The following is a 13767-nucleotide window of genomic DNA, read 5'->3' on the forward strand; positions in this document are numbered from 1 at the left end:
GCGAGGGCAACAATCGCTGAGGAAACCCGCGCGAAACAACAGAGAATGGCGCCGGCAACCGCTCACGCAACGTCACTCCGCCGATCGGCCGACGATGCGGATGGATCGGCGTTGCCGTTCAGAAACGAGAACAGAACGCCCGCCGCCACCGCGCCCGATAACGGCGCAGCCCAGAACAGCCAGAGCTGGTCGAGCGCCCAATTGCCGGCAAAGAGTGCCTGCGCCGTGGAGCGAGCGGGATTGACCGCGCCATTGGTGACCGGAATGGACACGAGATAAGCGAGCATGAGACAGGCGCCCGTGATGAGCGGCGCGACCCGCGCCATCTCTCTGCGCTCGACAACCAGCAGGCAGGCTATGACGAACACGAAGGACAGCACGAACTCGATGACGAGCGCCGAATGCAATGGATAGTCCGCCGGCGAATGAGCGCCAAAACCGTTCGCCGCGAATTCGCTCGCGCCGAGTTCGAAACCGGGCCGGCCGCTCGCGACGTACACGAGAAAAGCTGCGGCGAGCGTCGCGCCGACAAGCTGGGCAGCGATATACGGCAGCAGGTCGCGCACCGGAAAGCGCTGCGCGACCGTGAAGCCGATCGTGACGGCGGGATTGAAATGCGCCCCCGAGGTCTCGCCGAACACATAGCTCGCGGTGGCCAAAGCAAGACCGAACGCCAGCGACATTTCGAGCGCGCCGCTGCCTTGCAGCACCCCGCCGATATCGAGCACGGTGCTGCCGCACCCGACGAACACGAGCCATGCCGTGCCCACGCCTTCGGCCCACAACCGCTTACCTAGCGTGACCATTCATTCTCCCATTCGTCGAGGTACATGGCAGAAGGCGCCGCACAACGGCGCGAAGGCATCTGCGCTGAATATTTCCAGCCATCTTCGATAAGGATGGCGAAATAACCGCAGCAATATTCACAACCCGTGGCGAGAAGTGAATAGCACCGCGATCAGTTCAATATTATTGAATGGCGCATTCACCCCACCAATCAGAATATTCCTAGAATTCAGAGCAATCTGAATCACGCCATCGCGAGAGACTTCGCGCATATGTCAAACATCGTCATATCAATCCGATCTGGCTTGCGTAGTTAATAAGATCGCCTTCCGTTTCCAGACCGAGCTTGCGCATCGCGCTGCGTTTCTGCGTACTGATGGTTTTTCCGCTGCGCCGAAGACGCACGGCGATTTCATGCACGGCGAGCCCGCGCGCATAGAGCTGGAACACCTCCCACTCACGCACGCTCATCGCGCCGGTGCGCAACTGCGGCCTCGGCTGCACCGTTTCGAGCACGGCCTGTACCTGCGGCGACAGATGAGTGCGGCCTGCGGCAACCGCCTCGATTGCATCGATCAAGGTCTCGGCAGCGTCGCGTTTATCGACGATTCCGCTCACGCCGATGCTACGCAAGCCCGTCAGCATATGCGCGTGGCTCACGATCGTGAGCACGACGACGCGCGGATGCGGCTTGCGGCGCAACAACCGGCGCAACAGCGGCACCGCGTTGCCGCCGCCTTCGAGCCCCGGCATGCCGATGTCCGACACGACGACATCGCACGTGAGAGCATCGAGCAGCTTTTCGAGCGCGCGGGTGTCGGTCGCTTCGCCGACGATCTCGATATTCGGCCGGCCTTGCAGCAGATATCTGACGCCCGCGCGAATGCAGTCGTGATCGTCCGCCACGACGACGTGAATCTTGTTTGCCATGCCTTGTTGTGTTGTCGACCGGCACGCCCCGCACGCAATGTGCTTCCCCGGGTCATGCCGATACGGATGCCATTCGCCGCGCGAGCGCGCGGCACATCGCCGCCTGCTATCGCCCCTGGCTGTGGTCCAGCTCCTGGCCCTGCCAGTGGTCCTGCTGGTAGTCCGGCGTGTGGCCGTACTCGGGGCTCCGGTCATGCCGCTCGGACACCACGCCGTGCTCGAACGCGAAGCGGAACAGTTCGGCATCGCTATTGAGCGCGAGCTTGCGCATGGCCATGCATTTCTGCGCGCTGATCGTCTTCACGCTGCGCCCGAGACGCGCGGCGATCTCGGTCACGCCGAAACCGGCCGCATATTGCGTGAACACCTCGAGTTCGCGGCGCGACAGCGTGGCGCGCACGATGTCGAGCTGCTGGCTCATCGCGACATCCGCGAGCAACGCGCGCACCGCCGGCCCGATATAGCACTCGCGCGCGAGCGCCATGACCACCGCCACGTGAATCAGATCGATGCGGTCGCGCTTGCTCAGCAGTCCGTCGACGCCGAGCGACATCACCTTGCGCAGCGTCGCCGCCTCGGTTTCCATGGTCAGGATCACGAGCGCGACATCGGGGTAACGCTCCTTGAACTGCCTGACGGCGTCGAACCCGCCGCCGTCGAGTCCGCCCGGCATGTAGAGATCCATCAGCACCAGGTCGCATGGACTGCGGTCGACTTCGAGGAACAGTTCATTGATATCCGCCGCACGGCCAACCAACTGCAGGTCCGGATAATTTCCGATCAGATGCTCGATGGCGAGCAGAACCAGCGGATGGTCGTCCGCGATGATCGTTCGAACCGGTGTGCCTGCCGCAGCAGTGGAATTCATCGTCTGACGCTCCTCATACGTTCATTGTCTTGTGTCCGATTCCGTATGATCGGCATGCCCGAAATCATTGAAGATTTCTTCGACGATAGACATAAGAACGCTCTGAAATGGATCAGACAATCCGCGAATCCATGCCGTATTTTTCCGATTCAAGGAAAGACATACCGCAAGCGCGCACACGCGAAAAAAGGCCGGCATTGCTGGTGGCGCCGAGCAGCACCATGGCTTCGCGCTTTTGCCGGCTGACCGTGCGGCGGTGGCAACCGAGCGCCGCCGCGATTTCTCCAATCGACTCGCCGCATACGAGTCGGCGCACGATTTCGGTTTGCCGTCCTGACAAACGCGCTGCCGGCACGAACTGGCTCTCGTTCTGCGGCGAATGCGCGAGCGCCGCGACGACGGAACGGCCGAGGTAGCGCGCGCCGTCCGTGCTATCCAGAACGGCCTGCTGAAGCTCGTTCAGCGAGTCCGTTTTGCCGAGCACGCTGATTGCGCTATCCGCCGCGGCCGCACGCAGGATGCCGGGGTTCGTTTGCGCGGTCACCACGACGACGCGCACCGCCGGCCAGTTGCGGCGAACCTGCATCACGAGAGCGAGGCCGTCTTCGATATGGCCCGTAGGATCCGGCATGGAGAGGTCGATCACGAGCACGTCGCACGGCGTGCCCTGCAACAGCGCGAGCAACGAAGCAGGGGTGCGCGCCTCGCCGACGATCACGACGCCATTGTGCGCCGCCAGCATGGATCTGAAGCCGAGCAGAACGAAGGGCTGATCGTCAGCCAGAATGATTCGAAGCTTCGCCACGGTGGATTTCACCTCTTGCAGGAGTGGTTGGCTCGCGCAGCGGAAAGCCGGGCTTCGCTGCACGGGTTTTGCTGCAAGGGTCGGGCTGCCTCCCGGCGGCGATCCGACCTGCCCAACGAGCCATGGAATCACCGCCACCCTCTCACCACAATCGGAATGCTCCGAATCCGCTTCAAAAGCTCGTCACTCGATGTCCGTCAGGCTGCATCGCAGGCGCGTGTCGGCCGCACCGCACGCACCGGGGCCGCGCGCGGCAACACCGGCAGCGCAATCAATGCGCATGCGCTCGCGACCGCCCACACCATCGGCCACGAACCGGCGGACAACAACGCAGGAATGGCGAGCGGCGTGAGGAACAGCGTGAGGAACACACAGGTGTTGCCCATCGCGAGCGCGGTGCCCGCGCGGCTCGTACCGGCGAGCGTCGCGAGTTCCGTGAAGGCGACGCCGTGCCACGCCGATGCGCTCACACCGCCCAGCACGATCATCGTCACGAGCAGCGCCGTGAGCGCGGTGTGATGCATGCCGGCGAGCCCGGTCGCGAGCGCGAGCAACGCGAACAGCACCGCCGTCAGCAGGCTGCTGGCCCGCAGATACGCGCGACGATTGCCGCGCCGGTCGGTCCACGCGCCGCTCCATATCCGCGCGAACACGGCGCCGGTCTGCACGGCGGCCATCGTCGCGCTGATCGCGAACACGCCCGCGCGGCTGAAGTCATGCAGGAACACCGTACCGAACGTGATGACGGCGATCTGCGGCACGCACAGCGCGCCTGCGCCCAAGGCGACGCGCCAGATAGCGATGTCGCTCAACGGCGAGACCGTCGGCGACGCGTCGTGCTGGCGAGCCGGGCGCAGTTCGCTTGCACCGCTCGCGCCATTCGCACCCTCACCTTCCGCGCGGGCATGCGCGGGCTCATGCAGCCAGCGCCACGCAAACCACGCGGTGATCGCACATGCCAGCGCCAGCACCGCATACGCGCTCGCAAAACCGAAGCGCGACGCGAGCACCGGCAGCACCAATGCGCCGAGTCCGCCGCCCGCCGGCACGGCCGTCTGCCGGATGCTCATCGCGAGGCCGCGCTCGCCTTCGCGAAACCACGCCATCACGGCACGGCCACTCGATCCGTTGACACTGCCGCCGAGCAGGCCAACCAGCAGCAGCCCGAGCGCGAGCATCGTCACGCCCGGCACGTGCGCGCCGCCCGGCGACACGAACAGTGCGAGACCGGCGAGCGCGGCCGCGGTCGACAGCAGCCCGAGCAGCAGCACGCGGCGATCGCCCCAGCGGTCGGTCAAGAGCCCCCACGGCAGCTCGCTGATCGCGATGCCGAGTCCGAGCATGCCGAGCACGAGACCCAGCCCTTCGTTACCAAGGTGATAGCCCGAGCGCAGAAAAACCGCGGTCGTCGGAATGCCGGAGAACGCCGCCGAAAAGCTCGCGTTCGCGGCAAAGCCCACGCCCAGCACCTTCCAGCGATGATTCGCGCCGCGTTCGGCCACACCGGTCAACGCCGCCATAGATCTGTTGTTCATTACACCCTCCGCAAAGAATTCAGGGGTATCCTACGGCTGGGCCTTCCATCGGAAAAGCCGGAAAATCAGATAATCCATATCGGAAAAACCGAATCATGAGCCAGCGCGGATTTGACTTGACGCAGTTGCGGACTTTCGTCGCCGTCGCCGAATCGGGCAGCGTGTCGGCGGGCGCGGAGCGCGTGTTCCTGTCGCAGTCGTCGGTGAGCGAGCAGTTGAAGAAACTCGAGGAGCGCGCGTGTCAGCCGCTTTTCGTGCGCAGCAAGCAGGGCGTGAGCACGACGTCCGCGGGCGAGCGCCTGCTCGACCATGCGCGCCGCATCATCGCGATGAGCGAAGCGGCGTTCGACGACCTGCAAGGCCGCTCGCTCGACGGCGAACTGCGCATCGCGATCACCGACTATTACCGGCCGCACGACATCGCGCGCATTCTGAAAACGTTCTCCGAACAACACCCGCGCCTGAAGCTGCACGTCACCGTGCAGCCGAGCACCGTCATCGACAGCGGCGCGGACGATCGCGCGTCGTTCGACATCGGTTTGTCGGCGCGGCTCGTCACGAGTCAGACACGCGCGCGTGGCGGCGCCGCGGCGAGCACCGTCGTGCGGCGCGAAAAACTGTTGTGGATGAGCGCCGCCGATACCGCGGCGCGAGCGGCCGCGCCGTTTCAACTGGTGGTGCTGCCGTCGACGTGCCAGTTGCAACGCTTCGTCGTCAAACTGCTCGACGAACACAAAGTGCCGTACGTGGTGTCGCATTCGGCGTCGGGCGTCGCGGGTTTGCAGCTCGCGTTGAAGGCGGGGCTCGGCATCTCGTGTCTGAACGAATCGTCGGCCGGCAACGGCGTGGTGGCCTGTCCGGCCAACACCGGCTTGCCCACGCTGCCCGCGGTCGAGTTTCATCTGCTGCCGGGGCGGCCGGGCGAAAGCGAACTCGTCAGCAATGCGCGCACCGCGTTGACGCGGCTCTTCGCATGAAGCGCAGCGCCCGACATCGAACGGTCACATGCGCGTTGACGCTTCGATCGCATTAGCCAAGGGCCTGGCCGCGCGGCCGCACATTGAAATTGCCGCATTTCATGCATAGCATGTTTTGATCTAGCTCAAATAGCCGTACACGCGCTGGCCGCTTCCGGTTGACGCCCCGAATAAATTGCTGCAACCTGATGCGCACTGCCTGGTACTTAATGCCTTCATTTCAAGGGCATCACTCGTGCAGCGCGATAGCCGCCATCACCGGCGCATTCAGTGCAGATCATCGTTTCAGGTTAGGCAATTGCATCGCCGTAGCGAATCGATATTTCGCCGTCCCAGGTACGTCCGTTCCGCTTTGCTGTTCAGGCAGTCCTTAGAAGAAAAACTGATGGTCCGTCATGCGTCGCTTGCCGGATTCGCCAAAGAGCCCGCAAACGCACGCGTGAAAAAATAGATCGAGAGAAAAGAACGTTCCCCAACGAGGCTTGGCGTGCATCGTAGAACTATCGGATCTTCGATTCTGTTGTTCGTGCTGTACGCGCTGTGCAGCGGCGCGGCGCTCGCGGCCGCCGGCGCGCCCGGAGCGATGCCCTCGGCCATGGACGAGCGCGTGCGCGCCTGCACGTCGTGCCACGGCGTGCAAGGCCAAGGCCTGAACAACGACTACTTCCCGCGCATCGCGGGCAAGCCGGCCGACTATCTGTTCAACCAGCTCACCGCGTTTCGCGACGGCGGCCGCACCTATCCGCCGATGGGCTATCTGCTCGCGTTCCTGCCCGACGACTATCTGCGCAAGATCGCCCAGTATTTCGCCGACCTGCAACCGCCCTACCCCGAAGCCGATCACACCAGCGTCTCGCCCGATGTGCTCGCCGCCGGCGAGCGGCTCGTGCTGCACGGCGACCCGGCGCGCAAGATACCGGCATGCATTGCCTGCCACGGCGCGCGCATGACCGGCACGCAGCCGGGCATTCCGGGCCTGCTCGGATTGCATGCGAGCTATATCGCCGGCCAGATGGGCACGTGGCGCTCGGGCACGCGTCACGCGCTCGCGCCGGACTGCATGCACGCGATCGCGGTCAAGCTGAACGACCGCGACATCACCGCGGTGTCGAGCTGGCTCGCGCGCCAGCCGCGTCCGGCCGATCCTCGGCCCGCGCCGGTTGCCGCCGGGCCGCTGCCACTCGCATGCGGGAGCCAGCCGCAATGAAGCCGATACTGCGTTCGCCGGGTTTGCTTCGCTCGCTGGGTGCGCGCCTAGGCCTCGGTTCTGGCTTTGGTTCTGGCCTCGGTTCACGCTTCGGTTTGGATCGCGCTTCGCGCTTCGCCATACTCCGCGGCATGCGCCGCCATCGCATGGTCAGGTCGCTCGCGGCCGGTTCGCTGACAGTGGGCCTCACCGTGAGCGGCGCGGCCGTGCTGCTCCACCTGCCCGGCGCACCGCTGATCGCGTCAGCCCATGCCGCAGCGCCGTCCGCCACGCCGGCCCCGTCCACGGACACCACCGCTTCGGCCGCCGACACCCGCCCCGACATCGTCAAGCGCGGCGAATATCTGGCGCGCGCGGGCGACTGCATCGCCTGTCACACCGCGCCACGCGGCAAGCTGTTCGCGGGCGGACTCGCGATGGAAACGCCGTTCGGCACGCTCTATTCGCCGAACATCACGCCCGATCCGCAATACGGCATCGGCACGTGGAGCGCGGACGCGTTCTTCAACATGATGCGCACGGGCCGCAAGCCCGACGGCACGCTGATCTACCCGGCCATGCCGATTGCGCAGTACACGAAGGTCACGCGCGAAGACTCGGACGCGATCTTCGCCTTCCTCCAATCCGTCGAGCCGGTGCGCGAGCCCAATCGCAAGCACACGCTGCGCTTCCCGTTCAACCAGCGCAAGCTGCTCTACGGATGGCGCTCGCTGTATTTCCGCGAAGGCGAGTTCAAGCCCGATCCGAGCAAATCCGTCGAATGGAACCGCGGCGCGTATCTCGTCGAAGGGCTCGGGCACTGCACGATGTGCCATACGCGAATCAACATGCTCGGCGGCTCGTCGCAGCGCGAGCAGTTCGCGGGCGGGCTGATTCCGGTGCAGAACTGGTACGCGCCGTCGCTCACGTCCGACAAGGACGGCGGCCTCGGCGACTGGAGCATCCAGGACATCGTCGACCTGCTGCAGGCCGGCATCTCGAATCGCGGCGCCGTGTACGGTCCGATGGCCGAAGTCACCTATCACAGCCTTCAGTATCTGAGCGACGAGGACGTTCGCGCGATGGCCGTCTATCTGAAGTCGCTGCCCGACAATCGCGGCCGCAAGACCGGGCCGAGCGTGACACCCGACCCGCAGGTGCTCGCGCTCGGCAAGCAGATCTACGCGGATAAATGCGCGATCTGCCACGGCGCCAACGGCGAGGGGCAGTTGCCGCACTACCCGCCGCTCGCGGGCAACCAGTCGATCGAAATGGACTCGGCCGTCAACCCGATCCGCATCGTGCTCAACGGCGGCTTCCCGCCGGGCACGAAGCGCAATCCGGAGCCGTACGGCATGCCGCCATTCGGCCAGGAGCTGAACGACGCCGAAGCGGCCGCTGTCGTCACGTTCATCCGCACCGCGTGGGGCAATCACGGCCTGCCGGTGACGGCCCGCGAGGTCAACGAGTTGCGCAAGGCGCCGCTGCATTGAAGCGCTGAACGGGACAACGGCGGCAACGGAAGCACAACGGCAACACAGCAGTAACAACAACAGCAACGCAACGGAAACACAACGCAACACCGCGGGGAGAACCACCGGAGAACCGCAGATGGAAGCGAACGAGATCCCTAACGCGCCGCCCACCGACGAAGAAGTCGAACGCGTCGTCGCGGTCGGCCCGCACGGCGCGATTGCGCTCGCCGGCGTCGCCACGCTGATCGTCATCGCGATCTGGTTCGGCTTCTACTTTCTGGTGTTCCTGCCGCGCGGCGTTATCCACTGACCATGTCGACCGAATCGAGCCATCAACCGGATAGCGGCCACGCGGTCGCATTACGTGCCGAGCGCCGCTGGGCTGTCTTCGCCACCGCGATGATCGTGCTGCTGCTCGCCGTGGTCGTGTTCTCCGGCGTGCATTGGGCGATGATGCCGCCCTCGCGCGTCGAGACGATCGACCCCGCACGGCTGCAACTGTCCGGCGAATTCGTCGAGGACAATCTCGGCAGCGCGGTCCAGCCGGACGGCTCGGTGATCGTGCGCTTCATCGCGCAGCAGTACTCGTTCACGCCGCAATGCCTGCTCGTGCCCGCCGACACGCCCATCACGATGCGCACGACGAGCGCCGACGTCGTACACGGTCTGCTCGTCAACGACACCAACATCAACACGATGGTCGTGCCCAGCTACGTCGCGACGCTCAACACGCAGTTCGACCACCCCGCCGACCACGCGATGCCCTGCCACGAATTCTGCGGCTTCGGCCATCAGACCATGTGGGCACACGTGAAGGTGATCGACAAAGCCGCCTTCTTCGAGCAAGCCCGACAATCACGGAGGCTCAGCTGTGTTTCACGCTAAGCGACTCGTTCTCGCGCATTTCTGGCTCGCCTTCGTGCTGTTCCTGGTCGCGCTCGTGCTCGGCGCATGGCAGATGCTGGTGCGCAGTCCGTTCGCGCCGTGGGTCGGCGACCCCGAGCTGTACTACCGGTCGGTGACGGCGCACGGCACGGTGATGGCCTACGCGATGCCCACGCTCGTCGCGATGGGCTTCGGCTATGCGATCGTCGAGCTCGCGCTCGCGCAGCGCCTTGCCGGCCTCAAGTGGGCGTGGGCCGCGTTCGTCCTGCTGCTCGTCGGCGCGGTCATGGCGATGGTGCCGGTCGCGCTCGGCGAGGCCTCGGTGCTCTACACGTTCTATCCGCCGATGATCGGCAGCCCGTTCTACTACCTCGGCGTGGTGCTCGTCGTGGTCGGCTCGTGGATCTGGGTCGCGCTGATGCACGTGAACCTGCGCATCTGGAAGCGCGCCAATCCGGGCAAGCCGGTGCCGCTCGCGATGTTCGCGAACGTGGCGGGCGCGTACTTGTGGGCATGGACCGCGGTCGGCGCGGCGCTCGAAATCCTGTTCCAGATCCTGCCGGTCGCCTTCGGCCTCACGAAAACGATCGACGCCGGCCTCGCACGCATCCTCTTTTCGTGGACGCTGCATGCGATCGTCTACTTCTGGCTGATTCCCGCGTACATCGCGTACTACACGCTGGTGCCGCGCGCGATCGGCGGGCGGCTCTACAGCGATTCGATGGCGCGCGTGTCGTTCATCCTGTTCCTCGTCTTCGCGATGCCGATCGGCATTCATCATCTGTTCGCCGATCCGCAGGTCGGCGCGGGCTTCAAGTTCCTGCACGCGGTCTTCACCGGCATGGTGTCGGTGCCAACGCTGCTCACGGTGTTCACGATCTGCGCATCGGTCGAAATCGCGGGCCGGCTGCGCGGCGGCAAAGGCGCGTTCGGCTGGCTCACCGCGCTGCCGTGGCGCAACCCGATGATGCTCGTGATCGCGTTCTCGTTCGTGATGCTCGGCCTCGGCGGCGCGGGCGGCCTCATCAACATGAGCTATCAGCTGAACTCGACGGTGCACAACACGCAGTGGGTGACCGGGCACTTCCATCTGATTTTCGGCGGCGCGATCGTCATCATGTACTTCGCGATCGCATATGAACTGTGGCCGCAACTGACCGGCCGCGCGATCTTCTCCGTGAAGCTCGTGCGCACGCAGTTGTGGCTGTGGTTCATCGGCATGATGGTCGTCACCTTGCCGTGGCATTACGTCGGCCTGCTCGGCGCGCCGCGCCGCATGGCCTATTACGACTACAGCATGCCGGGCATGCAGGGGCAGGCGTTCTGGGTCGGCATGTCGGCGGTGGGCGGGCTGATCCTGCTCGTCTCGGGCGTGCTGTTCATCTACATTCTCGCGAAGTCGCAGTTCGGACCCGCGATCGAGCCGCAGACGTTCTGCTTCGCGAGCGCCGCGCATCCGGTCGACCGAGTGCCGGTCGCGCTCAATGGCTTCGGTTTGTGGGTCGCGCTGATGATCGGGCTCACGGTCGTCAACTACAGTGTGCCGATTCTGCAGTTGCTCAGGCTGCCGCAGACTTCCGTGCCGGCGGTCGTCATCGGAGCACAGCGATGAGCGAAGAACGCGTCTTCAGCTTGCGCAATCCGTGGTTCACGTGGAGCGTGGGCGGCACGATCGTGATTGCCATCGTGGGCATACTGATCGGCTTCGTCTGGCTGCCTTCGGCGAGCACCGCGTTCGGCGGCCTCGATCTGTGGGCGCGCATCTGCGGCGCGGCGGGCGTGCCGTCGAGCTGGTATAGCGGCAGCAGCGGCGCGTCGACGGTTCCGAGTGACGTGGTCGTGCTGCCGCCGCAGCGAGCAACGCACGCCGCGGCGGATTCGATCGGCCGAGGCGCGACGATCGCGACGCAGAACTGCTCGATGTGCCACGGCGTGCTCGGTACGGCGCCGGTCACGGCGCCCGCGCTCGCGGGGCAATACGCCGACGTGCTCTACAAGGAAATGCGCGACTATCAGAGCGGCCAGCGGATCAGCGCGGTGATGCAGGCGATCATCGCGCCGCGCAGCGATCAGGATCTGCGCGATCTCGCGGCTTACTACGCTTCGCTCACACCGCCCCCCGCGGCGCAAACGCCGCGCGCCAGCGAGGCACCCGATGCGACCGCGGTGCGGCTCGCGATGCAGGGTGACCCCGAGCGCAATATCGCACCTTGCGCGGCCTGCCACGGACAGCTCGATCGCAAGGGCGCGGCGCCGTGGCTCGGCGGACAGTCGGCGGTTTATCTGGCGGCGCAGATGCACGCGTTCGCTGCGGGCGAGCGGCATAACGACATCAACGAGCAGATGCGCAACGTGGCGCGGCAGATGACGCCCGAGGAAATAGATAGTTTAGCTAAGTACTATGCGGCGATGCCGTAGCGAGCGAGTCGGATGCGTGACGGCTCGTGCAAAGCCGAGCCATCCCACCGCTGGGTTCAGGCCGCTACGAACCCGCTTTGACTGTGCGTTGCCGGCCCGACAGCCACACCGGCACGCTGCGCGGTAAACGAAGCGGTCACCCCGCTCGCCGTGCGGAACACCGCCACCGCCGCCGACAACTTCCGCGCCTGCTCTTCGAGCGAACTCGCCGCCGCGGCAGCCTGCTCGACGAGCGCCGCATTCTGCTGCGTGACCTCGTCCATCTGCGCGACCGCGAGATTGACCTGATCGATGCCGGTACTCTGCTCGATCGCCGCCGCCGCGATCTCGCCCATGATCGCACTCACGCGCGCAATCGCCGCGACGATTTCGCTCATCGTCGAACCCGAGCGCTCGACCAGTTGCGAGCCGGCTTCGACGCGCGCGGTCGATTCGTCGATCAAGCCCTTGATCTCCTTGGCCGCCGCCGCGCTGCGCTGCGCGAGCGAGCGCACCTCGCTCGCGACCACCGCGAAGCCGCGCCCCTGCTCGCCCGCGCGCGCTGCTTCGACTGCCGCGTTCAGCGCGAGGATATTGGTTTGGAACGCGATGCCCTCGATCACACCGACGATGTCGGCAATCCGCCGCGAGTCGCCGACGATGCCATGCATCGTGCCGACCACCTGCCCGGTCAGCTCGCCGCCCTGCGCGGCCAGCGTCGATGCGCCTTGCGCGAGCGAACTCGCCTGCTTCGCGTTGTCGGCCGTCTGCTTGACCGTCGAGGTCAGTTGCTCGATGCTTGCGGCCGTTTCCTCGAGCGAGGCAGCCTGCTCTTCCGTGCGTTGCGACAGGTCGGCGTTGCCCGCCGCGATCTCGCTCACACCGGTGTCGATCGATTCGGTGCCCTGGCGCACCGCGCTCACCGTCGCGATCAGCGACTCCTGCATCTTGCGCAGCGCCGCCGCGAGACGGCCCATTTCGTTGTTGCTCGTCACGTCGATGCGGCCGGTCAGGTCGCCGTTGGCGATGCGCTGAAACTGCGCGATGGTCGCGTCGACCGGACTGACGATCGCGCGCACGAGCACGGCGCGGCCCAGCCAGCCGCCAAGCAGCGACAGCACCATGCCCACCGCCACCGTGACGCAGATCACGTAGAACAGGTTCTGCGCGTCCTGATAGCGCTGCGCACCATGATCGAGCTGCAGTTGTTCGAGTGCGAGCATCGCCTTTTCGTATGCGCTATAGAGCGATGGCAGCTTGTGCGCCTGCAGTTGCTGGAATGCGTTGGTGTCGCCGGACTTCAACGCGGCGAGCGCCGACTCGACGCCTTCGCGCAGGAACGTGTCGCGCTGCTGCTGCATGTCGCGAATCAGACGCTGCTCGTCGGCCTCGCCGCTCGCGCGGCCCAGGTAGCGGGCAAGACGCTCGTCGGATGCTTTGCGGTACTGATCGAAGCGCTTGAGCACCGCGCTCGCGCCGTCCTGATCGTTGAGCGCGACGAGCGACGCGTACGTCGCCAGCGCGAGACGCAAACGCAACAACTGGCCGGAGCTGCCTTCGAGATCGGCGACGGCGGGCGTGTCCACGGTGTACATCTGCTGCAGCGACGCATTGCTCGCGCGCAGCGACAGCAGCCCGGCGGCGGCGCCGAGCAACAGCACGACCCCAAAGGACGCGATCATCAGCGTGAGGCTCTTACGAATCGACAGATTTTTCAACATCGGGTGGGTCTCCTTGGGGCTGCATGAGCGGCTTTCCAGCGCGGATTGCCTGCGCGGATTCTCAGCGCGAACCGGCCCGCAACGGCCCCGGTCATGCATGCTGCGCCCCAAGCCGCGTTGGCCCAGTCCGCAACGTGTGTCTAAGATTTAAGCGAACATCACATTAAGGGACTACGGCGGATGGGCAGAAAACTTTATGGTT

General features: G+C 65.3%; 13 protein-coding genes. 7 read left to right on the plus strand and 6 right to left on the minus strand.

Features of this window, described 5'->3' with window-relative positions; translation table 11 throughout:
* Nucleotides 1–62 precede the first annotated feature (62 nt).
* From aqpZ to B9Z01_RS09185, 5 genes are all read right to left on the minus strand, one after another.
* Nucleotides 63–806 carry an aquaporin Z gene (gene aqpZ / locus B9Z01_RS09165; RefSeq protein ID WP_085482148.1) on the minus strand — a complete coding sequence of 248 codons (744 nt, stop codon included), beginning with the start codon at nucleotides 804–806 and terminating at the stop codon, nucleotides 63–65.
* 265 nt (nucleotides 807–1071) lie between these two features.
* On the minus strand, nucleotides 1072–1716 hold the full coding sequence (locus B9Z01_RS09170) for a response regulator (protein ID WP_085482150.1): 645 nt from the start codon (nucleotides 1714–1716) through the stop codon (nucleotides 1072–1074).
* Nucleotides 1717–1822: 106 nt separating this feature from the next.
* Entirely contained in the window at nucleotides 1823–2584 is a 762-nt protein-coding gene (locus B9Z01_RS09175) for a response regulator (RefSeq protein WP_085482152.1), read from the minus strand.
* Between the two features lie 112 nt (nucleotides 2585–2696).
* Nucleotides 2697–3389, minus strand: coding sequence for a response regulator (locus B9Z01_RS09180; protein ID WP_085483467.1), 693 nt, complete (start codon nucleotides 3387–3389; stop codon nucleotides 2697–2699).
* 197 nt (nucleotides 3390–3586) lie between these two features.
* Nucleotides 3587–4924, minus strand: coding sequence for an MFS transporter (locus B9Z01_RS09185; RefSeq protein WP_085482154.1), 1338 nt, complete (start codon nucleotides 4922–4924; stop codon nucleotides 3587–3589).
* 95 nt (nucleotides 4925–5019) lie between these two features.
* On the opposite strand from B9Z01_RS09185, the gene B9Z01_RS09190 reads away from it, so the two are divergent.
* The 7 genes from B9Z01_RS09190 to B9Z01_RS09215 all read left to right on the plus strand — a co-directional run bounded on the left by B9Z01_RS09190 (nucleotide 5020) and on the right by B9Z01_RS09215 (nucleotide 11865).
* Nucleotides 5020–5901 carry a LysR family transcriptional regulator gene (locus B9Z01_RS09190; RefSeq protein ID WP_085482156.1) on the plus strand — a complete coding sequence of 294 codons (882 nt, stop codon included), beginning with the start codon at nucleotides 5020–5022 and terminating at the stop codon, nucleotides 5899–5901.
* 487 nt (nucleotides 5902–6388) lie between these two features.
* Nucleotides 6389–7108, plus strand: coding sequence for a c-type cytochrome (locus B9Z01_RS09195; RefSeq protein ID WP_085482158.1), 720 nt, complete (start codon nucleotides 6389–6391; stop codon nucleotides 7106–7108).
* Nucleotides 7109–7239: 131 nt separating this feature from the next.
* Nucleotides 7240–8580 carry a c-type cytochrome gene (locus tag B9Z01_RS09200; protein WP_143808879.1) on the plus strand — a complete coding sequence of 447 codons (1341 nt, stop codon included), beginning with the start codon at nucleotides 7240–7242 and terminating at the stop codon, nucleotides 8578–8580.
* Between the two features lie 118 nt (nucleotides 8581–8698).
* Entirely contained in the window at nucleotides 8699–8872 is a 174-nt protein-coding gene (locus tag B9Z01_RS35490) for a hypothetical protein (RefSeq protein WP_167387459.1), read from the plus strand.
* 2 nt (nucleotides 8873–8874) lie between these two features.
* On the plus strand, nucleotides 8875–9447 hold the full coding sequence (locus tag B9Z01_RS09205) for a cupredoxin domain-containing protein (protein WP_085482162.1): 573 nt from the start codon (nucleotides 8875–8877) through the stop codon (nucleotides 9445–9447).
* Nucleotides 9434–11059, plus strand: coding sequence for a b(o/a)3-type cytochrome-c oxidase subunit 1 (locus B9Z01_RS09210; RefSeq protein ID WP_085482164.1), 1626 nt, complete (start codon nucleotides 9434–9436; stop codon nucleotides 11057–11059). The genes B9Z01_RS09205 and B9Z01_RS09210 overlap by 14 nt, the downstream gene beginning before the upstream one ends.
* Nucleotides 11056–11865: a c-type cytochrome gene (locus B9Z01_RS09215; RefSeq protein WP_085482166.1), complete on the plus strand. Its 810-nt coding sequence runs from the start codon at nucleotides 11056–11058 to the stop codon at nucleotides 11863–11865. The genes B9Z01_RS09210 and B9Z01_RS09215 overlap by 4 nt, the downstream gene beginning before the upstream one ends.
* 56 nt (nucleotides 11866–11921) lie before the next feature.
* Here the strand turns inward: B9Z01_RS09215 and B9Z01_RS09220 are convergent, their stop codons facing one another.
* The gene (locus B9Z01_RS09220) at nucleotides 11922–13565 is read right to left on the minus strand and encodes a methyl-accepting chemotaxis protein (protein ID WP_085482168.1); all 1644 of its coding nucleotides are present in this window, start codon (nucleotides 13563–13565) and stop codon (nucleotides 11922–11924) included.
* Between the last annotated feature and the right edge of the window lie 202 nt (nucleotides 13566–13767).

This window comes from Paraburkholderia susongensis (genome assembly GCF_900177725.1).
Lineage (GTDB): Bacteria > Pseudomonadota > Gammaproteobacteria > Burkholderiales > Burkholderiaceae > Paraburkholderia > Paraburkholderia susongensis.